Genomic DNA, 25,265 nt, shown 5'->3' with positions numbered 1-25,265 from the left:
AGGAACACCATGCAGTCCATTTATAATTCGGTCAACTCCCTGTCTCAGCTTCAGCGTCAACTGGATGTGACAGGTCATAACATCGCGAACGTCGATACGGTCGGCTTTAAACGGCAGCAAGGACACTTCGCGTCACTCTTATCGCAAGCGTACGATAACCAACCACGTCCAGAATTCGAAGTCGGTCGGGATACGCCGAATGGCATTCGCATCGGAGTCGGCGGCCAAGTCGCTGATATCACCCAACAATTCAATATTGGGCAGGTACGCATGACAGACCGAGGTCTTGATGTCTTTTTAAAGGCGAGCCGTCAATTTTTCGTCGTGGACACGCCGAACGGTGTCGGTGTGACACGTAGCGGAAACATGCAGCTGTCTGTCGGCGATGAGACGACACTCGTCGATGTGAACGGAAACCCGCTTCTCGGAGATGACGGCAATGCGATCACGATGCCAAACGAGGCGACGAATCATCGTATTCGTCAAGACGGTGTAGTATTGGCGAGCGTGAACGGTGTCGAGCAGGAATTTGGACGCCTTGATATCGTGGAAGTCCGAAATACGTCTGAACTGCGTCCGCTCGGTGATAACGTATTCGCAGCCGACCTCGAGACCGAAGTCGATCGTCCGTTAGGGAATTTGTTGATGGAAGGGACACTCGAGTCGTCAAACGTGGATTTGACGAAAGAGATGACCGACATGACCATCACACAACGTGCCTACCAAATGAACTCGCGCGCCCTTTCGATGAGTGATCAAATGATGGGACTTGTCACGGCATTACGTCCGTAAAGTATGACCGCTTCTCCGTGAGAGAGGCGGTTTTTATATAAGTTATGGAGAGGGAGGTCAACGAGATGCGAATCGTGGTCGCCATGGATTCATTCAAAGGTTCATTGTCGAGTATGGAGGCGAATCAAGCTGTCCGTCGTGCTTTGCCGGGACATGACGTCATCACCATCCCGATTTCAGATGGAGGAGAAGGGTTTCTTGATGCGTGGCTTGCAACGCACGAGGATGCGGTCATCGTGGAAGAGGTCGTTACGTGCTTAGATGGGACGAAGCGTCCCACTCGTTTTGGTTTTGAACCATTAACAAAACATGCGGTGATAGAAGTGGCGGAAACGACAGGGTTAACGCTTCTCGCTCACGTCGATCCATGGCGCTATAGTTCAGTTGGTGTCGGGCAGCAAATTGTTCATGCGCTAGACTGGGGAGCGACGGTCATCACGATCGGACTGGGAGGAAGCGGGACGATTGATGGTGGGAAAGGGATGCTTGGGGCGTTAGGTGTTCGTTTTCTAGATTCGAGCGGTGCAAGTGTATCCTCGATGCCGCATCAACTTGCAGACGTCGCTTCTATCGATTGGTCAGGACTCGACCCGAGAGTAAGGGACGTTGAGTGGCGAATGGCTTCTGATGTACGGAATCCGTTGACGGGAAAACGAGGTGCTGCGCACGTGTTCGGTCCCCAAAAAGGTTTGGCAGCGGACGATGTGGTTCGCTACAATCAGTTACTCGACGACTATGCGAGTCACTTCGATCAGGATATGAAGTCACTCGACGGAGCCGGTGCGGCAGGCGGTATTGGATTCGCGCTCCTGCAGCTTGGGGCGACCTATATGAGTGGCATCGAAGAAGTCGTCCGTTGGTCAAGGTTCGAAGACCATGTGAAAGGGGCAGATTGGCTCATCACGGGAGAAGGAAAGTTTGATGCACAAAGCTTAGAGGGGAAAGCGCCTTACGGGTTGGCGCGTCTCGCCCACACATACGGGGTCCCGACACTCGTATTCGCTGGGCAATCTGACTTGACCGCTCATGTGGAATCGGGGATTGTCGCCATCTTTCCAATCGTGTCACGCATCATGACGCTAGAAGAAGCGATATGGGAAGCCGCCCCGTTACTGACGAATGCGGTTCAACGGGTTCGCCATGTCCTCGAAAAAACGCTTTGACGATTCGTCAAAGCGTTTTTGGCTTGTCATGGACGTTCTTTTAATAAGTCACGAATCTCAGTCAACAACTGCTCTTCTTTCGTAGGAGTCGGGGCAGCCGCCTCTTCGACTTCTTTCTCACGTTGTAGACGATTGATGACCTTGACGATTAGGAAGAGGGCAAAAGCAATCAAGATAAATGATACAATCTGTTGGATGAAGTTCCCGTATAAGACGTCCACTCCGAGCACGCTCGCTTTTAAGTTAGAAAAATCAATTCCTCCGATAATGATTCCGAGAATCGGCATAAAGATATCATTGACGAGCGAGTTGACGATGGCCGTGAACGCCGCACCGAGTACGACAGCGATAGCGAGATCGATGACATTCCCGCGCATCGCGAATTTTTTAAACTCTTTTAACATAAACAAACCTCCTGACATGGAATAGCATAAGCGTAGCATATTTATGATGAAAGGAAAAAATCGTTCAGCTTCTGTCAGGGAAGGATGCTTGTTCGACATTTGTGCATAGGGTACACTAAAAAGGTAGCAATTTACGCATTTTAATACCAGGTACTAATATGATATAATCATTTTAGCTGAAAGGATGGTTGGACGTGGCGAACGATGAACAAACGAGTTCGGAAGAACAAAAAGGTTCACCAGAACAAGAGACGAAGCAGAAGCAGCGATCACGATTGTCGAATCATCGTCGATTCCCGATCTTACTGCGTGTACTCGTCGTTTTAGTGTTGGCAATCGCGATGCTCGCCCTTGGAGCGATCATTGGATATAGCGTCATTGGCGGAGGCGACTGGAGAGATGTGTTTGACATCGAGACGTGGCGCCATATCACCGATTTTTGGCTAACCTCTTAAAGGCGGTGGATGGATGTATACAATTGAGCAAATTAAAGAAGTAATCCCACACAGATACCCGTTTCTGTTAGTTGATCGAATTATCGAAGTCGAAGAAAAGAAGCGTGCTGTCGGATTAAAAAATGTCACGGCGAACGAAGAGTTCTTTAACGGGCATTTCCCAGACTATAACGTCATGCCAGGCGTCTTGATTGTCGAGGCACTCGCACAAGTCGGTGCTTTCGCAATGTTGAAAGACGAATCGAATCGAGGCAAGCTTGCCTTTTTCGCAGGGATTGATAACTGTCGTTTCAAACGTCAAGTCGTCCCAGGTGATCAGCTTCGCCTTGAAGTAGAAATCATGAAAATTCGTGGTCCAATCGGTAAAGGACGTGCCGTGGCCACAGTCGATGGAGAAGTTGCTTGTGAAGCAGAACTCACTTTCGCCTTGAAGTAAGGAGAAATGGGATGCGTGCTTTAGTAATTGTGTTACTAGTTGGCTTAATGACGATTGTGGGCTGTCAGCAACTACAGACGGAAGAGTCGAACGAAGAGAACATTGTCTATGAACAGAACGTGGATGAGGCGATGATTGAGAAGCGGGCGGGACAATCCGATGCGATTGCCGTTTCGCTCGAACGGACGAACAATACAACGATGCTCTTCACGATTCGCATGCTAGAAAATCGCCGCCTAGACCCGACGACGGTCATGAGTTATGAGGTCGATGGAGAACGGATTGCCATCCCGTTCGGCGAACTGATTGCAGAGCGGGAAGAAGACATTCGAACGTATGAATATCAGACAGACGTCGACCCCGATCTTTTCGTATCGGATACACTTCCGCTCTTCCATCTCGTAGAGGACGGCGAGACGGAAGTCACGATTCCACTCGAAGTCATCGATTCGACAAACCTTGAATAAAAACAGACGATTTTGTCGAAAATCGTCTGTTTTTTTATGGAGATTGATGCATTCTGTCCGATACAAAGAGTAAGGACAGAATGGAGGAAATCGAGATGAAACAGAAAACACAGTCGTTACAAACACGCATCTTAGCAGCGATGTTAGTCTTCGTCACCTTGCTCATCGTCTTGTTCGGGGTCGTGCAATATTTTAGTACGAAGCATTCCGTACTCAGCACGTTGCATGCGACGATGATTGAAGATGGAGAACGGATTAGCGAGACATTAGATGCGGATGCATATGCGTCTTTTTTGGCAAATCCGAAAAAAAATGAGCAATATGAACAGTTACGAGAATATCTCGATACATATCGCCAACAAATCGGGGCCATGTATGTGTATACGATTGCCACCGAGGGAGAAGAAGTTCAAATCATCGTTGATGGTTTGAGTCAAGCGGATGCAGCAGACATCGGGACACCTACTACCGCGATGACATACGAAGGAGCGATGGATGCGTTCAATGGCGATACGGTCACAACGAACGTCATTGACGATCCGGAGTACGGGAAGTATGTGACAGTGCTCGTTCCGATCAAACGTGGTAGCGAGGTCATCGGGGTCCTCGGAATCGATAAGGCAGCCACAGAAGTCGCAGCGATCACAGGAGATGTGTTAACCGAGAGTTTGCCACCAATCCTCATTGGTCTTCTCGTCTTACTTGTCGTCGCAGCCATGATCATCTGGCGGTACCTCGGCTGGAAGCTACGCCCTCTCCAAGCGCTAGAACGCGTCGCGACATCGATTGCCGAAGGTGACTTGGCGACGGCAACGAAAGAAGTCGAAACCATTCAGTTGAAATCGAATGATGAGATCAAGCGTCTGACAGTCTCGATGGACAAGATGACCCATATGTTGAAAGACTTAATCTCTGGGATCCAATCGTCGGCACAGACGGTCCGAGACGAGAGTGGGAACGTCTCGAGCATCTCGGAAGAAGTGAATGATGCGTCTCGTCAAATCGCTTATACGATGGAAGAGATTGCGAGCGGTGTCGAAAATCAAAGTGTGTTGACGATGCGCTTGTATGGACATATGAACGAATTCTCGACGCTCGTCGAACAGACGACGTCAGACGGAGACCAAGTGAGCGAGCAGGCAGAAGTCGTCAGTCGGGTGACGATGGATGGGCTTCGCTACATGGAGAGTGCCGTCAGTCAGATGACGCATATTCATGAACAGGTGAAGTCGTCACAAGGACAAGTCCGTGATTTCGAGCAACAGGCGGACGAGGTGACAGAGCTCGTCACGATGATTCGCCAAATCTCGCAACAGACGAACCTGCTCGCATTGAATGCGGCAATCGAGGCGGCACGTGCGGGTGAACACGGGAAAGGGTTTGCGGTCGTCGCTTCGGAGATTCGGAAGCTATCTGACAGTGTAGCCGAGTCTGTCAGTGAAATCTCGGAAATTGTCGGAAGCGTCAAACAAAATTCGATTGCCCTCGGCCAGACGTTCACAGAAAGTATGACGGCGGCAGAGGAAGGGAAGGAAACGCTCGAGTCGACGAAGCGCGCCTTCACGGAAATCGAACGAAGTGTCCGCCATATGCAACAACTGACCGGCTCGATGCGTAGCCAGCTCGATCGGGTGAAGACGAACCAGGACCACATCCAGCGCGGCTTGTCAGAGATTGCCTCCATCTCAGAAGAGAGCACGGCCGGGAACGAGGAAGTGGCCGCTTCGACGCAGCAGATGTCAGCGACGAGTGAGACGATGAACCGTCTCGTCAAAGATTTGTCGACGACGGCGGAATCGATGCAACAGATGAGCCGCCAGTTCAAGTTGTAAGCAGTCTCACTTCAGACAGACCTCTCCTGTGTCCGCTATAATGGGCGCAAGGGAGGTTTTTTCATGCAACAATTCTCTAGTGAACTGACACAATTTCGCGGAAGTCATTACGACTTTGGGCGATTTCAAGGACAATATATAAAACGCAGTCAACTGCTCGAGAATCGGACGGACCAATGGAAGCTACGTGTGCCCCGATTCGAGATTGACGCTACGGAGGCGAAGGCTGCTTTTGATGCCGTTGCTCCGAAGATTTGGGAAGAGTTGATCGGGCTTCAAGACGAGCTCAAACTGTCTCTCAATGATACGTTGCTTCACTTCGGACATTTCCGAGTCAATAATCCGATCAGCGGGTGTTCGATTCTGACAGGAGACAACTTCCTCGTGCGAAACTATGACTATCATCCGATGACGTACGATGGGCGTTATAACGTTTTTCAACCGGACGACGGATATGCCGTCATCGGACCAGTCTCTCGTGTCACGGGACGCATGGACGGGATGAATGAGAAAGGTCTCGCGATGGGGTACAACTTTATTAACCGACGTCGACCGGGTGACGGATTTGTCTGCCAGATGATTGGGCGGATCATTCTTGAGACGTGCGCGACCGTGGAAGAAGCAGTCGACTTATTACAAGAGATTCCGCATCGCGGTTCCTTCACGTACGTCGTCCATGACAAGTCGTCGAAGACACGCGTGATTGAGGCGACACCGCGGGATATCCAAGTGCGGGAATCCAATATATGTACGAACCATTTCGAGTTACTGCAACACGAGAATCGCTACCATCTGGACGATTCCACGCGTCGCATGATGGAAATCAAAGTGGTACAACATTTGATTCAAGACGCAGAGAGTGCGTTCCGCCTCATGAACGACACCGATAAGGGCGTCTTCTCAGAACTGTATAAGAGCTGGGCAGGGACGATTCATACAGCGGCCTATTTCCCGGAAACGCTCGAGACGTGGTTCGCGCTCGGCGGAGACCGCGACCCGGTCATCTTCGACTTCCAAAAATGGCTCGACGGGGAAGACTTCGACCTTCATGCGCTTGACGGGGAACTCGCGACCGATATCGAGTTTGCGAATACGGTCCAACTTTGGCGCTGACGTTTGTCAGTGCTTTTTTTTGTAGAAACGGGAATACACATAACAGGAGGGATGAAAGATGAAACGATTTGGCATCATACTCATTATGCTCACGCTTGTGACACTACTCGGTGGATGTGTGCCCGGCGACGGAACGTACACGACGGACCCGGCAGGTTTTTTCTGGGGAATCTGGCACGGGTGGATTGCACCGATTTCACTCATTTTAGGGTTATTCAATGACACGTATCGGGTGTACGAAGTGAACAATACCGGCTGGTTCTACGATTTAGGATTTTACATTGCCGTCATCAGTGGATTTGGTGGATTGACGTTAACGCGGAAGAGTCGGGGATAAGTGAGAGTAAATGTAAAACGTATCGGTTCGGAAGGAGTCGCTCTAGAAAAATAGAGGACTCTTTTTATGTAATTTTTTTACATAAACATCATCAGAATTCGTTATAATGAGATATGAATGAGGTTGGGGGGATAATATGCACTCATATGAGTTCCAAATGTATCGAAATTTTGATGAGCTTGCGATTGACATGATTGAGTTAGCGAAAGAGATTATGCCAGATAAATTGGTCTATCTTACATCAATTGAAGATGACACCCAGCATATCCTCAAACTGTCGTCACAAGATTCTCCCATCATGCTTGAAGAAGGAATGTCTTTTGATTTGAAGGATACGGTGTGCAATCGAATTGATTTCAATCAGCGAGAAGTCTTGATGTATGAAGACATCGAAGAACAAATCGAGTCGACACGCCTTCAATCATTACTGAGGGAAGTGAACATCAAGTCGTATTTAGGCATCCCGATTTTGACGAAGAGCGGGGATATCTTCGGGACGCTTTGTGTCGCGAATCATAAAAGTGCCCAGTATGATTCGAAGAGTGTCCAATTGCTGAAACGCGTAGTGCGTATGTTCAGTTATTACTTAGAGCTCGAACGTCGGGCTTCACGGGATGAACTGACGGATCTGTATAACCGACACTACTTATACAACTATTTCGAGACAAATCCGAATCAAGGAGGCGCACTTTTTCTCATCGATTTAGATGGCTTCAAATTTGTGAATGACACGTTTGGTCATGACGAAGGGGACCTCGTTCTAAAAGAAGTCGCACGTCGTCTGAAACGCTTGATGGAGCCGATCCATGATTCGAAGGTGTATCGCTTAGGTGGTGATGAATTTCTGGTGAAAGTCGCACATGCGTTACCCGAAGAAGTAGTCATCGAGTATGCCGAACGGATGTTAACTGTCTTGAAAGAGTGGGACGCCCATCTTCCATTGTCAGCAAGTATCGGTATCGTTCCGTATGGTCCTGACGAGGATACGGACCTTAGTCGATTGTTGAAAGAAGCGGATGTCGCACTGTATCAATCAAAGGCGAGCGGGAAGAACACGTATCAAATTTGTAGATGAACGCTAATAGGCTAAGCCAGTGGATGACCATCGGCTTAGCCTATTATTTTATGTTCAGTCATGCCGAACAGATTGTCGTGAAAGAATCGAATGAAAAACGGGTACTGATTAAGAATGCGGTTTGCGTCCCATCACTGCGACCGTACGATAGTCGCGCGAGTCGGGACCTCGTCGTACCAACATGTCCTGAAATCCGAATTTCGTCGCCTCGGGGATGAACTCTTTCTGAATCCTGTCAGCAATCCCGTTCCACTGCACATCGCCTTTCCCATCGCAATAGGTGATGACGAATGTGCCGTTCGGTTTCAAGACGCGTTCGATTTCAGACAGGACGGTCGTGACATCTTCCCAAAAATATAGCGTGTGAATGGTGAACACGTGATCGATAGATGCGTCGGTCATCGCCAACTGATGAAAATCGCCTTCTATCAAGCGAGCTCGTCCCGTTTGAATGGACGCGGCGTTCCGTTTCTTGGCCGAAGCGATGAGCGTCTTCGAGCGATCGAGACCAATCACGTTCACATCCTTTCGCTCTTGAAGAATTGTCGCCATCGCATCTCCGGCCCCACACCCGAGTTCGAGTACAGTGGCGTTTGAGTGCATCTGTAACTGTGCAATCGTCCACTCGACTTCGATACGGTGTTGGCGTACCATCTTTTCCCCGATATATTTTCCGACGGGACCGCGTGGATTTTCGTACTGACTGTCTACCCAGTTTTTGAACACTTGCGGGAGCATACTGTCACCTCATTTCGAAAGTAGCTCGATTGTAGCATATTGATGAGACAAAGGAGTCAACAACATGCGTTCATTTTGGATACTCGGCAACCAACTCTCACATGAACTCGAGATGTTGAAGCAAATACAGGAAGATGACGTCATCGTCATGATCGAGGCGACGTCTCGCGCGAAGTGGCGTCCGTACCATAAGCAAAAACTCGTCCTCATCTTCTCGGCGATGCGCCACTTTGCGGAAGAACTGCGCGACAAAGGGTACACCGTCGATTACCATGAAGCGGATTCGTTTCAGGAGGCATGGGACAATCATCTAAAACAGTACGAGCCGGACGAGATTCATGTCACCGCCGTCACGGACGAACCGATGGCTAAAAAGCTCAAGCAATTCGGCAAGAAACATACATTGGTCGAACATACGGATGTCCCGCTCTTCTACTTATCGAAAGAAGAAGCGACCGATACGCTCGGGGACGAACCGTGGCGGATGGATCGGTTTTATCGTCACATGCGGAAACGGTTCGATATCTTGCTCGAAGACGGGAAGCCGCGTAGCGGGAAGTGGTCATTTGACGCGGAAAATCGAAAGCCGCCGAAAGAAGGACTGTCCTTTCCGTCCGCCATCCATTTTCGACCGGACGCCATCACGAAAGACGTCATCGAAAAGGTCGAGTCGACATTTTCTGATCACCCGGGAAAGGTGACCCCGTTTCACTGGCCGGTCACACACACCGAGGCGAGACGGGCGTTGAATCGATTCGTGAACGAGCGGCTCGAGACGTTCGGTCCGTATCAAGATGCGATGATGACGGATGAACCAGAGATGTCACACAGCCTGTTGTCGGCTGCCATCAACATCGGTCTGTTGACGCCACATGAAGTCGTCGAGGCGGCTTGTCAGGCAGACGCCCCTTTGTCATCGGTCGAAGGATTCGTTCGCCAAATCCTCGGGTGGCGGGAATATATGCGCGCCGTCTACCTCGCCGTCATGCCGGGCTATGAAGAGGTGAACACGTTTAAGCATGAACGCGACTTACCGTCCTTCTTTTGGGACGCGAAGACGGACTTGAACTGTCTGCATCAAAGTCTGAAGCCGGTCGTGGCCCATGCCCATAATCATCACATCCAGCGGCTGATGGTGCTTGGAAACTACGCGACGTTATTTGAAATCTCACCGAAGCAAACGAGCGACTGGTTCAATGAGATGTATATCGATGCCTATGATTGGGTCGTCTTACCGAACGTGCTCGGGATGGCACTCCATGCGGACGGCGGGAAGCTCGCCACGAAGCCATATGTCGCATCCGGAAAATATATTGACCGGATGAGTGACTACTGTGGAGACTGTCCGTATAACCCGAAACATACGACCGAGGAGGATGCTTGTCCGTTCAACGCCCTTTACTGGCGTTTCATCGATCGGCACGAGGAAAGATTCTCGAAAAATCAGCGGATGAAGATGATGGTCCGCAATTGGCAAGGGCGAGATGATGATGATGTAAAAGCAGATATTTTAGCGAAAGCTGAACAGACATTGGCCGATTCCCCGTGAATCGGTTTTTTTACGTTTCCTTCATGAAACTTAGCGATTCCTTTATGGTAGCTTTACAATCGTCCGCTACGATAAGAGCTGTGAGACCCCCTCACTTCCAAGTGAATACTTACCGGTAGAACCTTTGAGAGACCAACAGAAGCCCGTACGTCCATGACGTGTCGTTTCTGTTGGTCCTTTTTTTCATGAAAGGATGATTTAAGTGAATGAAGCGATTGCACGAATTGGGCAAGAACGGATGATAGCCTCGATCAAGAGTCCGAAACAAATCGAAGCGTTTTTACAGACGGATGTGACGACGACGTTCCTCATGATGGGGACGCTCAGCACGCTCGACCGCTATGTGGCGCATTTGAAACGAGAGAACCGAACGGTCTTCCTCCACGCCGAGCGGATCAATGGGATCAGCCTCGACCGGGATGGCATCGACTATCTCGCCAAACGTGTCGGCGCCGACGGGATTGTCACGACGAAAGCATCGGTGCTTCAGCACGCGAAACGGGCAGGGCTGTTGACGGTCCAGCGACTGTTTCTTGTCGATTCGGACGCGGTCACGAGCGGACTCAAACTCGCCGAAGCGCAGCAACCGGACGCGATCGAACTCATGCCTGGTCTGATTCCGAGTGTCGTCGAGAAGATTTCCCAGGAAGTCTCTTTCCCGATTGTGACGGGTGGGATGATTCGTCAACCGATCGATGTGCATCGCGCCCTCGACCATGGGGCATTCGCGGTTTCGACCGGGGACGAACGACTTTGGCAGGTTCAAAGTCAGAAGGAGGAATTAGTATGAAATCAATTCAACTACAACAACTGACCAAATCATTCGGGGAGACTGAAGTCATTCGGGGTATCGACGTGACGATCGAAGCAGGAGAATTCTTCGCACTCGTCGGACCGTCCGGATGTGGCAAGAGCACGATGCTTCGCATGATCGCTGGACTCGAATCCATCACGAGCGGGACGCTCCGCATCGACGGAGTGGCAGCAAACGGGATGAAGCCGAGCGAGCGTCACTTGTCGATGGTCTTCCAAAACTATGCCCTTTATCCACATATGACGGTCGAGAAAAATATCACGTTCGGTCTACATACGAAAGGACTGACGAAACTAGAACAGCGTGAGCGTTGCCTACAGGCGGCCGAGACGCTCGGGCTCACCGATTATTTGAAACGGAAGCCGCGCGAACTCTCTGGTGGTCAGAGACAACGGGTCGCGTTGGCGCGAGCCATCGTGACGGAGGCACCGATTTGCCTGATGGATGAGCCGCTCTCGAACTTGGACGCAAAACTGCGGGCAAAAATGCGTTCGGAGATTCGCCAGTTGCAGCGAAAGCTCGGACTGACGGTGATCTATGTCACCCACGACCAAGTCGAGGCGATGACGATGGCGGACCGGATCATGCTTCTTAATGAAGGAGAAGTGCAACAAGTCGGGAAGCCGCTCGACCTATACAACAAACCGGCGAACACGTTCGTCGCCTCGTTTATCGGATCACCCCCGATGAACCTGGTCGAGGTCACCCGACAAGAAAAAGGGTGGATGGCAGCAGACGGACGCCTGTTCCATCCGAACGCATTGACAGAAGCGTCAGAGGCGACGCTAGGTGTACGTCCGGAACAGATCAAACCTGCCGACGAAGACGTGACGTTTTATGCGGAGCTGAAAAACATCGAAGTACTCGGGACCGAGACGATTCTCGCATTCGATGTCGGTGGTAATGAATGGCTGGCGAAATGGCCAGGACAATGGCCGCTCACTGTCGGAGAAAAAGTGGCGTGTTACGTGGACCCGAAACAGATGTCGCTCTTTGACGCGAACGGGCATCGCATCGAGCCACGACAGCCGAAGCTGTTTGAGGCGTTGGAGGTGTTCCAATGACGGTCGCCTTACCGAGGGAGAAGGTCCGCGTGAGACTGTCGGACGCGGCGAGCGGGTTGTTGTATTTGTCACCGTCCATCGTCTTGTTTGGTGTCTTTCTCGTCTATCCGCTCCTTCGGACGATGTACTTGAGCTTCTTTCAGACGGACACGCAAGGGACGCCACTCGAATTTGTCGGCGTCGGTCAATACAGCAACCTATTCACGAGTGCAGCGTTTTGGCAAAGCATTCAGGCGACGGTCGGATTCGTCCTCTTGACGGTCCCGCTGACGATTCTGATTGCACTCGGTCTCGCACTCCTCGCCAATGAGAAGTTGAAAGGCATTGGCATCTTCCGAACAGCCTTCTCGGCGACGATGGGGATGAGTGTCGCCGCCTCATCGGTCATTTGGATGTTCATGTACAACCCGTCAATCGGGATCTTCAACCGGTTCCTCGAAGCAATCGGTGCCAGCGGCGTACAGTGGCTTCTAGACCCGCAATATGCGCTCCTATCCGTTTCAATCGCGACCGTTTGGATGAACATCGGCTTCACGTTTTTGATTCTTCTCGGCGGTCTGCAAAACATCGACCGAACGCTATACGAGAGTGCGGATATTGCCGGGACGAACTACTGGACGCAACTTCGTTCAATCACAATCCCGATGTTGTCCCCGACGCTCTTTTTCGTCGGCATCATCTCGCTCATCAACGCCTTTCAGACGTTCGGACAGATTGATTTGTTGACGAAAGGCGGTCCGACGAATGCGACGAATGTCATCGTCTATGCCATTTATAAAGACGCGTTCATCAACTACAACGTCGGGAGTGCCAGTGCACAAGCCGTGCTCTTATTTATCGCCGTCCTTCTGTTGACATGGCTCCAATTTAAACTTGTCGAAAGGAAGGTGCATTACCAATGAGACTACGGAATGTAGGGGTGTATATCCTTCTCGTCTTGAGCGCCGTCGTCATGCTGTTCCCAATCGCCTATGCGTTCTCGATTAGTCTAATGGACGGCAAGGAAGTGCTCCAGGGACATCTGCTCCCACGCGACCCGTCATTTGAGAACTACGTGGCCGCGTTCGAACGAATCCCGATGCTGACTTACTTAGTGAACAGTCTGATTGTCGCGCTTCTCGTGATGATCGGGCAGGTCGTCTTGTCGAGTCTCGCGGCATTCGCATTCGTCTTCATCGACTTTAAAGGAAAAGGGCTCATTTTCATGCTCTTCCTCGCGACGATGATGGTCCCATGGGAAGCGACAATGGTGCCGAACTTTTTGACAATCCAGTCACTTGGCTGGCTCAACACCGTCTGGGGGCTATCGGTGCCGTTCTTCGCACTCGCATTCGGGACATTTCTACTCCGGCAACAGTTCAAGACGATTCCATATGAGATGTATGAAGCGTCTCAAATTGCTGGGATCAGCCGGTTCCGCTTCTTCTGGAACGTTGTATTGCCCGTATCGAAGACACCGCTCGTCACATTGTCGGTCTATAGCTTTTTGACGACTTGGAACATGTACTTATGGCCGCTTCTCGTTACGAACACGGAGCAGGCGCGGACGGTCCAAATCGGAATCAAACAGATGCAGTCAAACGAGGTCGCCTCGGATTGGGGCGTTGTCATGGCAGCGGTCGTCTTAATCATCATTCCGACACTTTTATTGTTATTCGCAGGACAAAAACATCTACAAGAAGGATTGACGCAAGGCGCGATCAAATAATAGGGGGACATGACAAAATGAAAAAATTTGGAGTATTCGCAGGGTTGGCAAGTTCAGTGTTATTACTCGGGGCATGTGGCAGTGAAGAAGCGGCTCCGATCGCGGCGACAACCGAAGACGGGAAGACAGAAGTCGTCTTTTGGCACGCCATGAGCGGGGATTTGGAGACAGCGCTCAATACGCAGGTCGACGCATTCAACGCGTCGCAAGATGACTATGAAGTGAAACCGATTTTCCAAGGAACATACGAAGAGGCGCTGACGAAATTCAACGCCGTCGCCGGTTCGGAAGACGCGCCAGCCATCATGCAGACGTTCGAGGTCGGAACGAAGTACATGATCGACTCAAACAAAATCACACCGGTCCAAGAGTTCATCGACAAAGAGAACTTTGACACGAGCGTGTGGGAAGAGAACATCTTGAGCTATTACCAAGTGGACGGCAAGCAATACTCAATGCCGTTCAACTCGTCGACACCTGTCCTCATCTATAATAAGGATGCATTTAAAGAGGCGGGACTTGACCCGGAGAAGGCACCGCGCACGTATGACGAATTGAAAGCAGCAGCGAAGAAGTTGACGACGGACGACCAGACCGGATTCACGATGCTCAACTATGGCTGGTTCTTTGAACAGCTTGTGGCCGCACAAGGTGGACTTTACGTCGATAACGAAAACGGGCGCAGTGGAGATCCGACGAAGGCCGTGTTCGATGGGGAAGAAGGACAGAATGCGTTCAACTTGATCAAAGAGATGTACGACGAGAAGACGTTCCTAAACGTCGGTCAAAACTGGGACGATATGCGTGCAGCGTTCCAATCGGGTAAAGTCGCCATGTATCTCGACTCATCAGCCGGTATCCGTACTGTCGCGGACAGCGCAGACTTTGAAATCGGTGCTTCTTACTTGCCAGTACCGAACGAAGCAGACCGTCAAGGCGTCGTCATCGGTGGCGCATCACTCTGGATGGGTGACGGTATCGCCGAAGAAACGAAAGAAGGCGCATGGGAATTCATGAAGTACGTGTCTTCAACGGAAGCACAGGCGCAGTGGCATGTCGACACAGGTTACTTCGCCATCAATCCTGATGCGTACAATGAACCGATTGTCGAAGAAATGTGGGCGAAATATCCACAGCTCAAAGTGACGGTGGACCAGCTCAGCGAGACAAAGCCATCACCAGCGACACAAGGTGCACTCATCTCGACGTTCCCGCAATCGCGTCAGAGCGTCGTCAATGCGATGGAGAGTTTGTATCAAGGCGTATCGGTCGAAGACGCATTGAAGCGTGCGGCCCAAGAGACGACTTCCACCTTGGGGCAATGAGATGTTGATTTACGCACATCGTGGGTATAGCGCCAATTACCCGGAAAATACGTTGTCGGCGTTCGAGGCGGCCCTCCCGTATGTGGACGGAATCGAGCTCGACGTGCAACTGTCAAAAGACGGTCGACTTGTCGTCATCCATGACGAGACAGTCGATCGAACGACAGATGGGACCGGGTGGGTAAAAGACATGACACTTCAGGAGCTACGTCAATTGAAGATTGACGGGTATGAACGCATCCCGACATTAGAAGAAGTGCTCGGCTTGATTGAACGGAGTGACGTCACGTTGAACGTTGAATTGAAAACGGACCAATACGCGTATCCGGGCATCGAACGACTCGCCTGGCTCGCCGTCGATGAGTTTCACATGACGGAGCGCGTCGTCTTCTCCTCGTTCAATCGGGAGACGCTCGTCCGAATGCGGGATGTGGCACCGCACGCACGCCTTGCCGTCTTGACGCTCACGGGAGAATCGGACACCGTCTCGTTCGCTGAAACGATTCGAGCCGAGGCGATTCATGCACAGGCCGAGTTTATCGGCTCAAAAGCGTGGGAAGAGATGAAACGGACGCCGCTCGAGACACGTGTCTACACGATCAACGACGTGAAAGATTTGCCTTCGATGCCGGTGGCAGCCATCATGACGGATGAAGTTGAACGGTTCGCAAAATAAGCAGACAAAACCCCGCTTCCTATGAAGGAGCGGGGTTCGTTCATGTCATGATCGGTTCTGGTGACGCATATGTTGAGACGACGACTTGGTTGCGTCCTTCACTTTTCGCTTGATAGAGTGCCGAATCTGCGAGGTCGACCATCCGTTTGATAGGAAGGGCGGTACCGTGTGCGACCCCGACAGACGTCGTGATTTGAATCGGTGGGAAGTCGTTCAAGTAGAACGTTTCAGTAGCAACGCGTTCCCGAATCCGGTTGGCCACTTTATCCACTTTCTCTGGCGTCAAATCGTACATCAAGATGACAAACTCTTCGCCGCCGATCCGAGCGACGGTGTCGTGTGCGCGCGTCTCTACTTTTAGAATGTCAGCGAACTGTTGTAAGACGAGATCGCCATTCCCGTGACCGTATGTATCGTTCACGTGTTTGAAGTGATCGATATCGAGCGCGAGGATGTTGTACGTCCGGTCGTCCTCACCGAGCGAGGCGGTGTAGCGGTCCCAGACGCGACGGTTGAACAGTCCCGTCAAGTGGTCCCGTTCGGAAGATTGTTTATATTCGAGTGCGCGTCGAGTCGTCTTCTCTAAGTCGATGGTAAGTGTACTCGAGAGGAGACCGACGAGCATGCCGACCATCCAAATGGTCAAGACGAGGGATACGTATGCCGCGTTCCAACCCATATTGATATAAACGGCGAGCGAAATAATGAATAGCGCCCACACGTTTAGAAAGATGCTTTGTAAAAAGAGTCGCTCACGAAGCAAACGATGAATCCAGAGCATCCCGATACTGACGATGAACGTCGCGATAAAGGCGATGAAAGCTTGTTCTGTCATCCCGAACAAGAAACGCGTGCTCGCAATGACGAGTGTCGCAATAAACAAGGGTGCCCGAGCACCGTAAAACGCGAGTAGGACGAGCGGTAAGTGACGTAAATCCACACGTACCGTATCGTTGGCCTCGACGGCGTTGTACATCAAAAAAAGACCGAGCGCACCGGCCAATAGACCGATGATAAAGCTACGGAAAAATTGTGAATGGAAGAGCGTAGAATGATAAATCTTCGAGATGATATAAAACCCGGTAAACGCAACACAGGCGTTCAATAACAAGACGGTGAGCGTCATTCCTTCACGACCTTTTCGATAGACTATACGTTAACCGTAGCAGTCTCCAAAATAATGTCAATTATAAAATGCTTCGTAATATGCAAAAAAAAGCAAATCCGAATTGATTTCGGACCTGCTTCATTCTCCTGACTCAAAGGAATGGTACATGATATTTGAAATGTTGCCAGTAAGGTGATGTTGTAATGTGTGATTGACTGGATAGATACGACTAGAAAAGACATACTCACCATCATTTACAAAAATTTCGATAGAAGAAGAATCGATGAATAGACGAACTCGTTCACAGTTAGCCTGAATTCTTCGTTCTGTTTTGTTTCGAACGAGTTGGATGTAGCCTTTAGCGACGGAAAGTGTAGCGGTACCTTGGAAGCAACTGAATTGAAATGCGCCTTGCACGTCAAACTCAAGCTCAAACGCTTTTCCTGAGAAAAAAGATGATTCGAGAGGGAAGGAACATTGACGTAACCATTTCATTTCTTCAATCGGAGTCATCCAGAGTCGATTATTCCTTATGCTTAATTCACGTGGTATGGTCATCTGGTTCGTCCAGCCTTCTCGTTGCTCCGGCCAATCTTGTTCCCACATCGCGTTCCAAGCAATCAAAATTCGTCTACCTTGATCATCGAGAAAGGTTTGGGCAGCGTAAAAGTCATGACCATAATCTAACTCGGAGAACGAACCATGTGTGAACTGTGTCGTAGTTACATCGAACTTACCTATGAAATAACCGCATTGATGTAGGTTGTGATAACGATCTCCTGTTGGTTCCATTCCTTGTGGAGAGAGTAACAATACATCATGACCATTCAGAGTAAAAAGATCGGGACATTCCCACATCCATCCATGCTCCCCAGTTCCCTCTGCCATGATGCCTTGTTCTCTCCAGTGAAGGGCATCATCTGATTCGTAGAGCACAACTTTTCCATTCAGTTCATCACGTGTACCAAGAATCATATAGAATTTATCGTTGTCAGCCCACACTTTGGGATCCCGAACATGGGCATTTCCATGTTCGGGAATTTCCGATATGAGTGGATTGTGTACACTTTTTTGAAACGATAATCCATCTATTGATGTGGCAAGACATTGAACTTGACGCAACGTTTCACGCTTTTCATCTAACCACGTGTTGCCTGTGTAATACAAATGAAGCATATTGCCTTTGATTAACGCACTACCTGAAAAAATACCGTCTCGATCGTAATCATCTCCTGGACGTAGAGCAATCGGCTTATGTTCCCAACGGATTAAATCTGTTGAGGTGGCATGCCCCCAATGCATATCATCCCAATTTACGCCAAACGGATGATACTGATAAAACAGATGGTAGACACCGTTGAACTGGCAAAGACCATTAGGATCGTTCATCCAACCAAAAGGTGGCGCGAAATGGTAGATAGGACGATACGTCATACGGATAACACTTCACTTGTAAATGTGTCCGTAATAGTCTGTTTTTCGCCATAAATTTCGACAGTGAGTGGCTCAGTTGAAGGTGCACGACGTGTAAGCACAACTTTGTCATGTGATGCATAAATGTCGAGTGTTTCACCTTTCCAATTGATTGAGAAAGTGAGTTCATCCCAAGCTTCCGGCAACATTGGAGAAATTCGTAAGTTTCCACTGGTCATACGTACACCGCCAAAACCGTTTACGACAGCTTGCCAAATTCCACCAAGTGAAGCCGCATGAATACCTGCATCAGACGTTTTCATGTTTGGTCCCAGATCGATTTCAGAGGCCCGACGGAATAAACTGTAGGCAAGTTCGCGGTTACCGAGATCAGATGCAAGGACACTATGAGTTGAGAGAGAGAGCGATGAGTCGTGTAATGTCTTCGGTTCATAGTATTCCCAGTTTGCTCGTTTGACATCTGCTGAGAATAAATCTTCAAGCAAATACATCAAAATCATCACGTCTGCTTGTTTTGATACTTGAATCTCGTTGACTTGTTCTAGATTATAGTCATAGAACATGGAGCCAACGTTTTCTTGATTTTTGTATTTGCTCAAATCGATGATTTGTTTTTGCAAATACGTATCATCTTGTGGCAAGACTCCGTCTTCGCGCACTCGAGGCAAGTAAATCAAGTCAAGAACATGGCGGAATCGTGTTTCGGCCGTTTCCAAATCAAGCTTTTCGTTCAATTGTTGGAACAGGTTCGGTTTTTCAATACGTAACAATTCTACATACTCAATCGCTTTTTGAATGTTCCAGTGAGCTGTATAATTCGTGAATGCGTTATTGTTGACGTGTTCTTTATATTCATCTGGTCCGACGACTTGATTGATTTCATAACGGTCGTATGTTTCATTCCACTCAAGGCGACTCGCCCAGAATTTTGCGGTGTCAATTAAAAGCTCATATCCGTAATTGTCCATAAATTCTTGGTCACCCGTGACATGGTAATATTGCCAAGCTGCAAAAGCGACATCCGAGGTAATGTGTTGCTCGATAAAACCAGACCAAATTTTTGTTGCCTCACCTGTGACAATGTCTGCAGCACCCCAGATTGGTGTAACTTCACCGTCATCAAGCCATGCTGATTCCCACGGGAACATTGCGCCATCGTATCCATTCTCTTTCGCTTTCCGATGTGCCCCGGGTAGCGAGAGATAACGATACTCGAGCAAGCTGCGAGCGATTGTTGGATTCGTATACGTGTAGTAGGGCAGGATAAAGATTTCCGTATCCCAGAATGTATGTCCTTTATACCCTTCGCCGGACAAACCTTTTGCTCCAATGTTCATCCGATTATCATGCTTCGGTGTCATGACTGCAAGATGGTATTGAGCAAATCGGATTGCTAGCTGGTCGAACATATCTTTTGATTTTATAGTGATTGGCGTTCGTGACCAAACAAGCTCATCCCATGCTTGAACATGTCTGTCGAGCAAGTAATCATACCCTTCCGATTCGATTTTACGTGTGATATCCAACGCAAGATCTGCGAGTTCTTCTGTCGAATCGACTGTCACTTCGTGATCACGAGAAGTGAAGACGGTCGAGTATTTTTCAATCGTAAATACTTCATTCGCTGGAATCTCAATATCCGAATAGTCAAAGAAAATTTGACGGCGATCCATTTTGATAATGGATGTCGGATTCATTGATTCACGTCGGTAAAAACGATGGACGCTATGGAAGACAAAATCGATGCCAGATTCAGTCGTCGTTTGGATCTGTTGCATAAAACGTCCGTCATAAAGTCGTTTGTTCCCTTCTAAGAAGTGCTGGACACCACTGTTTGTCGTTTGTCCATTAATACCTGAAGTAAGTGAGAGAACACTGTTTTGTTTCGGCGTTATGGTCACTCGTTGAGCAATTACGTGCAGGTTATCCATTGAGACGAAGCGTCGGAAAGTAAGGTCGTAAACATTTCCATTCGGACTTTGCCATGTGATGTTACGTACGAGTTCAGCTTCTTTCAAATTAAGCGTACGGCGATAAGAAAGGATATTTCCCTGTGTCAAATCAAAACGTACACCGTCTAATTTGAACTCCATCCATAAAAGGTCTGCTGCATTCGGAAGTTCGGTCACTTCATTCTCAGCGAACTTATTGAATGTCCCGGCCACGAACAAGTTGCGTGTTTCATTCGCATAATGTTCTTCTGTGACAGAACGTAACCCCATGTATCCATTTCCGAGAGAAAATACCGATTCACCTTTCCCGAGCCATTCCGGGCGAAACCCGTCTTCAGATACGAGCCAATGCTGTAAATCTTCTCTGCCAGTCGTATAGTTCATCAATGTATTCGTCACCATATAACCTCCTGTATGATAAAGCGCTTTCTTGATTCGTCACCATTCTATCCGAAACGTTTCGGATATTCAATAGCGATTTTGCTATATTTTCTTTCAATTGTTTTAAGAACGTGATTAAATGGTGGCAGAAACGTTTTAGAAAAGAGGACTAACATGGAACAAATGATTGCTAGTTTAGGCTTTCAATTCGAGAAAGTGAAAACGTGGAGATCACAATCGATTTGGAAATCAATTTTTTATGTAGCGATTGCTGTCCTATTCGCCAATGCACTCGTATATGGAGTGAAATGGATGGGACAACCTGAGGTGGTTGAGGAAAACTTGCCTTCATTTCAGATAACGGAGGATGGTCTTCGGTATGAGCAGTCTTTTACGTTTGATGTTCCTGTTCTCGATTTGTCTGTAATGGTGGGAGAGGAACAGAAAACGGATGCACGCCAAACGCTAGTCCTTATGGAATCTGGTTGGGCATTCAAGCGAAGCGGAGTCGAGACAGATTTGGAAAGTTATCAGACGTTGCTTGATTTTGTGGGACGGTCAGACGTGGCAGAACGTGATTTAGACGTTTTATTAAAAGAATTGAACTGGTTCTATCCCATTTACGTGTACGGGGCTACTATGTTTGATTTGGTTTTGCATTTTCTGTTAATTTCCCTTCTGGCTCTAGCAGGTCTCGGGTTTCGACGCTTTGTACCGATTCGTTATAAAGAGGCATGGACCATTACAGCTTATGGCATCACAGCACCTTTGATTGTGCGTTCAGTTATTGAATTATTGCCAATCAATGTGTCTATGCTCTCTGTTTTATATTGGGCGACTGTCGGTATCTTTGCATTTATGACGATACGAAAAATCGGCGATGACTAATCATCGCCGATTTTTTGTGACCGATTCTCGCAGGATTAACTGATTATTGACGAAAGCTTCATGGGGCACATCCTGACCTTCTACAATATTGACAATCATCGATGCGGCTTTTCGCCCCATTTCATAAGGTTGTTGTCCAACAGTGGTTAACGGTGGGGATACGTACTGAGACAATAAGATATTGTCAAATCCGATGATTGATAGATCTTCTGGAACGTTTAAGCCGAGTTCTCTCGTTGCCTGGAGAACGCCAAGTGCCATGACATCGGATGCACAGAAAAACGCTGTCACTTCAGGGTGATTCAACAAAAAAGGAAGTGCTGCATCTTTTGAGGCGAGTTCTTCAAAATCTCCGTTTAACACATATTCTTCTTGGAAGTCGATTTCGTGATCGTGTAGCACTTGTCGATAGGCATCATATCGTACAGTCGAAACATAGGCGTGTGGTGCACCGTTCATAAATGCAATATGTCGGTGTCCGAGTCGGATGAGATAACGAACGGCTTGTTTAGCGCTCTCGAGCTGATTTGAGGTCACATAACCTGTATTGATCCCTTCGACAGGAATGTCGACCAGTACGCAAGGTACTGTGCTTTCGATTGCCTCGAGTAAGTAGGGGTCGTCTCGTTTTAATCCTTGAATAACAACCCCGTCTAGTTGACGTTCTGCGCACATTTGACTGTACGTTTTATTTTTTTGCTTTGAGGTCGTAGTCGATAAAAGAACGAACTCGTAATCAAGGTCAGACAATTCATCTGATACACCGCATAAAGTCTCGAACATAAAGTTATCTTTAATACTCTCGCGTTTTAAATCAGTGACGAGAAAGCCGATTGTCTTGGATTGCTTTTTGACCAAACTGCGTGCCAAAATGTTCGGGCTATAACCAAGTTCTTTAGCGACATTTAAAATCTTGTCCCGTGTCTCTTTGTTTACATCATCGTAGCCGTTTAAGGCTCGAGATACAGTAGTGATGGAAAAACCGGATGCTTTAGAAACGTCTTTTAATGTGGCCATCATACAATACTCCTTTTATGAAAACGTTGTGAGTAAATTAAGTAAAATTTATAGGTACATCTAGTTTAGTCTGTATATGAATATCTTGTAAACCTTGAATTGAAAGCATTTTTTAAGGGTTCTAAAAAAGTTCTTGATTTCCGAAACGTTTCGGGTATAAAATCTAGTTGTGAGTTGAAAGCGGTTACTTTAATTTGGTCGACATTACACTTAAGGAGGAAATGATTGATGAATAAAAAAGTATCTAAGCCATTATCGATTGTTATGCTATCAGGACTTGTCTTTACTGCAGCTTGTGGTGGTGAAGAGGAGGCGCAAGTCGCTTCAGATCCATCTGAACTTGAAGGTAAAGAAATCACGGTAGGGACATGGAAAGGAACAGATGCTGAAGTAAAAGCATTCGATGAATTGTTAGCAGCTTTCACTGAAGAGACTGGAATCAAAGTTAAAAAGAAAGTCTACAATGATTATCAAACACAGCTCCAAACTGACCTCGTCGGCGGAACGGCACCAGATGTGTTTTATGTAGATGCTTTTTTAGCACCTGAACTTTCTAAACAAGGTGTACTCGAACCACTTGATCAATATATCGAACAAGCAGAAAAAGATTTAGGCGACTTTTATGAACCAGCCATTAATGCTTTTAAATCTGACGATCAATTATTCGGTCTTCCAAAAGATTATTCCACTCTCGGACTTTACTACAACAAAAAGTTGATTGAAGATGCTGGTTTCACAGCAGATGATATCCCGACAGAGATGGGGCAGCTTCCTGAATTTTTAGGAGAGTTACAAGAAAAGCTCCCATCTGGTGTGACACCAGCAATTACCACATCTGAACTCGCGCGTCATATGTTCGTCCTACAATCAGGTGGAACGGATATCGTTGATGAAAATGGAATGGCGGTATTGTCACAACAGGATCAAATTGAAGCATTGCAACCACTTGTGGATGCCTATCAAGATAAACTTGTTCAACGACCTGCTGATTTAGGGCAAGGATGGGCAGGCGATTCATTTGGAGCTGAAAAAGCGGCAATCATGATTGAAGGTAACTGGGCAATCTCGCATATCGAACAAAACTTCCCGAACGTTGAAATGGGGACGAAAGAAGTTCCTACAATTGACGGCAACAGTGGTTCGATGATGTTCACAGTCTCTTATTCGCTCAATAGCGATTCGGAAGAAAAAGCGGCAGGTTGGGAATTTATCAATTACGCGACTTCGAAAGACGGGATGAAGATTTGGTCTGAAGGAGCTGGTGTTCTCCCGTCGCTCAAATCAATCGCCGAAGAACTTAATCTTCAAGATGATGAATTGAAAGCACCGTTCGTTGCGGCTGGAGCTTATGCGACACCTTGGCAAAAAGGCGATTCTCTTTCAATTATTGCTCGTGAATACAACAACTTGTTACCTGCTGCTTTGAAAGGTGATATGACACTCGAAGAAGCGATGAAAAAAGCAGAAGAAACTGCGAATAAAGATATCGAGACGCAATTGAAATAAAGAAACAATTGGGCTCGCGTAATCGCGCGGGCCTCGTTTTGTTCGGGAAGGAAGGATCGATTATATGGGCACACAGCTCGAAATCAACCGGCGTACGGATGCAGCGTCACAGGCACCACCACCTAAAAAAAAGAAAGGTAGTGAACGTGATCGCCGTGAAGCTGTACAAGGCATGACATTTATGCTGCCGACAATCATCATTTTAGTGACGTTCACGTTGCTTCCGATTGCGTATTCACTTTTCTTATCATTTACACGCGTGAATTTGTTCGGCGGCATCGATTTCCAATGGGTTGGCTTTGAAAATTACATCAACGCATGGAACGATGATCGGGTCTGGACGGCTTTAAAAAATACGTTCCGTTATGCTCTTTTTGTTGTACCGATTCAAACGGCAATTGCACTTCTCATGGCGGCTGTCTTAAATTCCGGGATTCGTTTTCAAAATACATTCCGGACTATTTATTTCTTGCCGACGCTTACTTCAAGTTCAGCACTCACCATGATTTTCATGTTTTTGTTCAGTTTAAATGGACCAATCAACAATGTTCTCGTCAGTTTGGGATTGTTAGATGCACCAATCAACTTCATCAACGAGACCGATTTTGCCCTCACGACCATAATGGTCATGAATATTTGGTCTACTGTCCCATTCTTCATGACAATCTATTTAGCAGGGCTACAAGATATCCCGTCTTCGCTTTACGAGGCGGCTTCACTTGATGGGGCAAATGCGTGGCAAAAACTGATGAAAATTACAGTTCCCAACCTTACTCCTGTAACGAACTATGTCCTGTTGATGGGCATCATCGGTTGTTTCCAATTATTTGACCAAGCATATATCATCTCAGGTGGAACCGGTGGGCCGAACAACGCCACACTTACATTCTCGCTCATCATTTATCAGTATGCGTTTAAGACCATTGGAACGATGGGATATGCGTCAGCACTGGCAATTATTTTGACAATCATCATCTTCACGGTTTCGATGATTGCTCGTAAGTTGAATAAAGAAGAATCGAACTATTAAG

At 48.1% G+C, this 25,265-nt stretch carries 25 protein-coding genes; 19 read left to right on the top strand and 6 right to left on the bottom strand.

The genetic code is table 11. The features are described from left to right. The first annotated feature begins 9 nt into the window (after positions 1–9). Positions 10–792: a flagellar hook-basal body protein gene (locus KNO86_RS06960; RefSeq protein ID WP_214694494.1), complete on the top strand. Its 783-nt coding sequence runs from the start codon at positions 10–12 to the stop codon at positions 790–792. Between the two features lie 65 nt (positions 793–857). Continuing rightward, positions 858–1,955 carry a glycerate kinase family protein gene (locus KNO86_RS06955; RefSeq protein ID WP_214694492.1) on the top strand — a complete coding sequence of 366 codons (1,098 nt, stop codon included), beginning with the start codon at positions 858–860 and terminating at the stop codon, positions 1,953–1,955. Positions 1,956–1,981: 26 nt separating this feature from the next. Here the strand turns inward: KNO86_RS06955 and mscL are convergent, their stop codons facing one another. After that, a complete protein-coding gene (gene mscL / locus KNO86_RS06950; protein WP_214694490.1) occupies positions 1,982–2,359 on the bottom strand; it encodes a large conductance mechanosensitive channel protein MscL in 378 nt (125 codons plus the stop codon). A 194-nt stretch (positions 2,360–2,553) separates the two neighbouring features. Between mscL and KNO86_RS14780 the strand changes: the two genes are divergently transcribed. From KNO86_RS14780 to KNO86_RS06915, 7 genes are all read left to right on the top strand, one after another. Next, entirely contained in the window at positions 2,554–2,814 is a 261-nt protein-coding gene (locus KNO86_RS14780; RefSeq protein WP_214694488.1) for a DNA-directed RNA polymerase subunit beta, read from the top strand. Between the two features lie 13 nt (positions 2,815–2,827). Next, entirely contained in the window at positions 2,828–3,250 is a 423-nt protein-coding gene (gene fabZ / locus KNO86_RS06940; RefSeq protein ID WP_214694486.1) for a 3-hydroxyacyl-ACP dehydratase FabZ, read from the top strand. Between the two features lie 11 nt (positions 3,251–3,261). After that, positions 3,262–3,717 carry a hypothetical protein gene (locus tag KNO86_RS06935; protein ID WP_214694484.1) on the top strand — a complete coding sequence of 152 codons (456 nt, stop codon included), beginning with the start codon at positions 3,262–3,264 and terminating at the stop codon, positions 3,715–3,717. A 95-nt stretch (positions 3,718–3,812) separates the two neighbouring features. Further along, positions 3,813–5,549 carry a methyl-accepting chemotaxis protein gene (locus tag KNO86_RS06930; protein WP_214694479.1) on the top strand — a complete coding sequence of 579 codons (1,737 nt, stop codon included), beginning with the start codon at positions 3,813–3,815 and terminating at the stop codon, positions 5,547–5,549. A gap of 63 nt (positions 5,550–5,612) precedes the next feature. Then, positions 5,613–6,662 carry a C45 family autoproteolytic acyltransferase/hydrolase gene (locus KNO86_RS06925; protein WP_214694477.1) on the top strand — a complete coding sequence of 350 codons (1,050 nt, stop codon included), beginning with the start codon at positions 5,613–5,615 and terminating at the stop codon, positions 6,660–6,662. 58 nt (positions 6,663–6,720) lie between these two features. Then, a complete protein-coding gene (locus tag KNO86_RS06920) occupies positions 6,721–6,999 on the top strand; it encodes a hypothetical protein (RefSeq protein WP_012727334.1) in 279 nt (92 codons plus the stop codon). 136 nt (positions 7,000–7,135) lie between these two features. Beyond that, positions 7,136–8,074 carry a sensor domain-containing diguanylate cyclase gene (locus KNO86_RS06915; protein WP_214694474.1) on the top strand — a complete coding sequence of 313 codons (939 nt, stop codon included), beginning with the start codon at positions 7,136–7,138 and terminating at the stop codon, positions 8,072–8,074. Positions 8,075–8,182: 108 nt separating this feature from the next. Here KNO86_RS06915 and KNO86_RS06910 read toward each other — a convergent pair whose 3' ends face one another. Beyond that, positions 8,183–8,812 (bottom strand): class I SAM-dependent methyltransferase, encoded by a 630-nt coding sequence (locus KNO86_RS06910; RefSeq protein WP_214694472.1) that lies wholly within the window; start codon positions 8,810–8,812, stop codon positions 8,183–8,185. A 64-nt stretch (positions 8,813–8,876) separates the two neighbouring features. Here KNO86_RS06910 and KNO86_RS06905 point away from each other — a divergent pair, with 64 nt between their 5' ends. The 7 genes from KNO86_RS06905 to KNO86_RS06875 all read left to right on the top strand — a co-directional run bounded on the left by KNO86_RS06905 (position 8,877) and on the right by KNO86_RS06875 (position 15,948). Beyond that, positions 8,877–10,361, top strand: a complete 1,485-nt coding sequence (locus tag KNO86_RS06905) for a cryptochrome/photolyase family protein (RefSeq protein ID WP_214694470.1) — start codon at positions 8,877–8,879, stop codon at positions 10,359–10,361. A 202-nt stretch (positions 10,362–10,563) separates the two neighbouring features. Further along, positions 10,564–11,151 carry a glycerol-3-phosphate responsive antiterminator gene (locus tag KNO86_RS06900; protein WP_214694469.1) on the top strand — a complete coding sequence of 196 codons (588 nt, stop codon included), beginning with the start codon at positions 10,564–10,566 and terminating at the stop codon, positions 11,149–11,151. After that, the gene (locus KNO86_RS06895; protein WP_214694467.1) at positions 11,148–12,239 is read left to right on the top strand and encodes an ABC transporter ATP-binding protein; all 1,092 of its coding nucleotides are present in this window, start codon (positions 11,148–11,150) and stop codon (positions 12,237–12,239) included. Before KNO86_RS06900 ends, KNO86_RS06895 begins: the two co-directional genes overlap by 4 nt. Beyond that, positions 12,236–13,141, top strand: coding sequence for a carbohydrate ABC transporter permease (locus tag KNO86_RS06890; protein WP_214694465.1), 906 nt, complete (start codon positions 12,236–12,238; stop codon positions 13,139–13,141). The genes KNO86_RS06895 and KNO86_RS06890 overlap by 4 nt, the downstream gene beginning before the upstream one ends. Further along, the gene (locus tag KNO86_RS06885; RefSeq protein WP_214694460.1) at positions 13,138–13,947 is read left to right on the top strand and encodes a carbohydrate ABC transporter permease; all 810 of its coding nucleotides are present in this window, start codon (positions 13,138–13,140) and stop codon (positions 13,945–13,947) included. The genes KNO86_RS06890 and KNO86_RS06885 overlap by 4 nt, the downstream gene beginning before the upstream one ends. A 17-nt stretch (positions 13,948–13,964) precedes the next feature. After that, positions 13,965–15,272 (top strand): ABC transporter substrate-binding protein, encoded by a 1,308-nt coding sequence (locus KNO86_RS06880; protein WP_214694458.1) that lies wholly within the window; start codon positions 13,965–13,967, stop codon positions 15,270–15,272. Position 15,273: 1 nt separating this feature from the next. Further along, complete coding sequence (locus tag KNO86_RS06875; protein WP_214694451.1) at positions 15,274–15,948, top strand: glycerophosphodiester phosphodiesterase; 675 nt, start codon at positions 15,274–15,276, stop codon at positions 15,946–15,948. A 40-nt stretch (positions 15,949–15,988) separates the two neighbouring features. On the opposite strand, the gene KNO86_RS06870 is transcribed toward KNO86_RS06875, so the two are convergent. The 3 genes from KNO86_RS06870 to KNO86_RS06860 all read right to left on the bottom strand — a co-directional run bounded on the left by KNO86_RS06870 (position 15,989) and on the right by KNO86_RS06860 (position 20,844). After that, complete coding sequence (locus KNO86_RS06870) at positions 15,989–17,074, bottom strand: GGDEF domain-containing protein (RefSeq protein ID WP_214694449.1); 1,086 nt, start codon at positions 17,072–17,074, stop codon at positions 15,989–15,991. 120 nt (positions 17,075–17,194) lie between these two features. Further along, a complete protein-coding gene (locus KNO86_RS06865) occupies positions 17,195–18,490 on the bottom strand; it encodes a glycoside hydrolase family 32 protein (protein ID WP_214694447.1) in 1,296 nt (431 codons plus the stop codon). Then, positions 18,487–20,844, bottom strand: coding sequence for a glycoside hydrolase family 65 protein (locus tag KNO86_RS06860; protein WP_214694445.1), 2,358 nt, complete (start codon positions 20,842–20,844; stop codon positions 18,487–18,489). Before KNO86_RS06860 ends, KNO86_RS06865 begins: the two co-directional genes overlap by 4 nt. 153 nt (positions 20,845–20,997) lie before the next feature. On the opposite strand from KNO86_RS06860, the gene KNO86_RS06855 reads away from it, so the two are divergent. Continuing rightward, complete coding sequence (locus tag KNO86_RS06855) at positions 20,998–21,711, top strand: DUF1189 domain-containing protein (protein WP_214694443.1); 714 nt, start codon at positions 20,998–21,000, stop codon at positions 21,709–21,711. Here the strand turns inward: KNO86_RS06855 and KNO86_RS06850 are convergent, their stop codons facing one another. Further along, positions 21,712–22,728 (bottom strand): LacI family DNA-binding transcriptional regulator, encoded by a 1,017-nt coding sequence (locus KNO86_RS06850; protein ID WP_214694436.1) that lies wholly within the window; start codon positions 22,726–22,728, stop codon positions 21,712–21,714. A gap of 228 nt (positions 22,729–22,956) precedes the next feature. On the opposite strand from KNO86_RS06850, the gene KNO86_RS06845 reads away from it, so the two are divergent. Continuing rightward, positions 22,957–24,234, top strand: a complete 1,278-nt coding sequence (locus KNO86_RS06845) for an ABC transporter substrate-binding protein (protein ID WP_214694434.1) — start codon at positions 22,957–22,959, stop codon at positions 24,232–24,234. 64 nt (positions 24,235–24,298) lie between these two features. Beyond that, positions 24,299–25,264 (top strand): carbohydrate ABC transporter permease, encoded by a 966-nt coding sequence (locus KNO86_RS06840; RefSeq protein WP_214694432.1) that lies wholly within the window; start codon positions 24,299–24,301, stop codon positions 25,262–25,264. Position 25,265 lies beyond the last annotated feature (1 nt).

The sequence above is a fragment of the Exiguobacterium sp. s160 genome, from assembly GCF_018617575.1.
GTDB lineage: Bacteria > Bacillota > Bacilli > Exiguobacteriales > Exiguobacteriaceae > Exiguobacterium > Exiguobacterium aestuarii_A.
This window is presented reverse-complemented; position numbering and strand designations above follow the sequence as displayed.

What these genes read in the sequence shown, in the direction of transcription:
- KNO86_RS06960 (WP_214694494.1), top strand. Translation starts at nt 10, where the DNA reads ATGCAGTCCATTTATAATTCGGTCAACTCCCTGTCTCAGCTTCAGCGT.
- KNO86_RS06955 (WP_214694492.1), top strand. Translation starts at nt 858, where the DNA reads ATGCGAATCGTGGTCGCCATGGATTCATTCAAAGGTTCATTGTCGAGT.
- mscL (WP_214694490.1), bottom strand. Translation starts at nt 2,359, where the DNA reads ATGTTAAAAGAGTTTAAAAAATTCGCGATGCGCGGGAATGTCATCGAT.
- fabZ (WP_214694486.1), top strand. Translation starts at nt 2,828, where the DNA reads ATGTATACAATTGAGCAAATTAAAGAAGTAATCCCACACAGATACCCG.
- KNO86_RS06935 (WP_214694484.1), top strand. Translation starts at nt 3,262, where the DNA reads ATGCGTGCTTTAGTAATTGTGTTACTAGTTGGCTTAATGACGATTGTG.
- KNO86_RS06930 (WP_214694479.1), top strand. Translation starts at nt 3,813, where the DNA reads ATGAAACAGAAAACACAGTCGTTACAAACACGCATCTTAGCAGCGATG.
- KNO86_RS06925 (WP_214694477.1), top strand. Translation starts at nt 5,613, where the DNA reads ATGCAACAATTCTCTAGTGAACTGACACAATTTCGCGGAAGTCATTAC.
- KNO86_RS06920 (WP_012727334.1), top strand. Translation starts at nt 6,721, where the DNA reads ATGAAACGATTTGGCATCATACTCATTATGCTCACGCTTGTGACACTA.
- KNO86_RS06915 (WP_214694474.1), top strand. Translation starts at nt 7,136, where the DNA reads ATGCACTCATATGAGTTCCAAATGTATCGAAATTTTGATGAGCTTGCG.
- KNO86_RS06910 (WP_214694472.1), bottom strand. Translation starts at nt 8,812, where the DNA reads ATGCTCCCGCAAGTGTTCAAAAACTGGGTAGACAGTCAGTACGAAAAT.
- KNO86_RS06905 (WP_214694470.1), top strand. Translation starts at nt 8,877, where the DNA reads ATGCGTTCATTTTGGATACTCGGCAACCAACTCTCACATGAACTCGAG.
- KNO86_RS06895 (WP_214694467.1), top strand. Translation starts at nt 11,148, where the DNA reads ATGAAATCAATTCAACTACAACAACTGACCAAATCATTCGGGGAGACT.
- KNO86_RS06890 (WP_214694465.1), top strand. Translation starts at nt 12,236, where the DNA reads ATGACGGTCGCCTTACCGAGGGAGAAGGTCCGCGTGAGACTGTCGGAC.
- KNO86_RS06885 (WP_214694460.1), top strand. Translation starts at nt 13,138, where the DNA reads ATGAGACTACGGAATGTAGGGGTGTATATCCTTCTCGTCTTGAGCGCC.
- KNO86_RS06880 (WP_214694458.1), top strand. Translation starts at nt 13,965, where the DNA reads ATGAAAAAATTTGGAGTATTCGCAGGGTTGGCAAGTTCAGTGTTATTA.
- KNO86_RS06875 (WP_214694451.1), top strand. Translation starts at nt 15,274, where the DNA reads ATGTTGATTTACGCACATCGTGGGTATAGCGCCAATTACCCGGAAAAT.
- KNO86_RS06870 (WP_214694449.1), bottom strand. Translation starts at nt 17,074, where the DNA reads ATGACGCTCACCGTCTTGTTATTGAACGCCTGTGTTGCGTTTACCGGG.
- KNO86_RS06865 (WP_214694447.1), bottom strand. Translation starts at nt 18,490, where the DNA reads ATGACGTATCGTCCTATCTACCATTTCGCGCCACCTTTTGGTTGGATG.
- KNO86_RS06860 (WP_214694445.1), bottom strand. Translation starts at nt 20,844, where the DNA reads ATGGTGACGAATACATTGATGAACTATACGACTGGCAGAGAAGATTTA.
- KNO86_RS06855 (WP_214694443.1), top strand. Translation starts at nt 20,998, where the DNA reads ATGGAACAAATGATTGCTAGTTTAGGCTTTCAATTCGAGAAAGTGAAA.
- KNO86_RS06850 (WP_214694436.1), bottom strand. Translation starts at nt 22,728, where the DNA reads ATGGCCACATTAAAAGACGTTTCTAAAGCATCCGGTTTTTCCATCACT.
- KNO86_RS06845 (WP_214694434.1), top strand. Translation starts at nt 22,957, where the DNA reads ATGAATAAAAAAGTATCTAAGCCATTATCGATTGTTATGCTATCAGGA.
- KNO86_RS06840 (WP_214694432.1), top strand. Translation starts at nt 24,299, where the DNA reads ATGGGCACACAGCTCGAAATCAACCGGCGTACGGATGCAGCGTCACAG.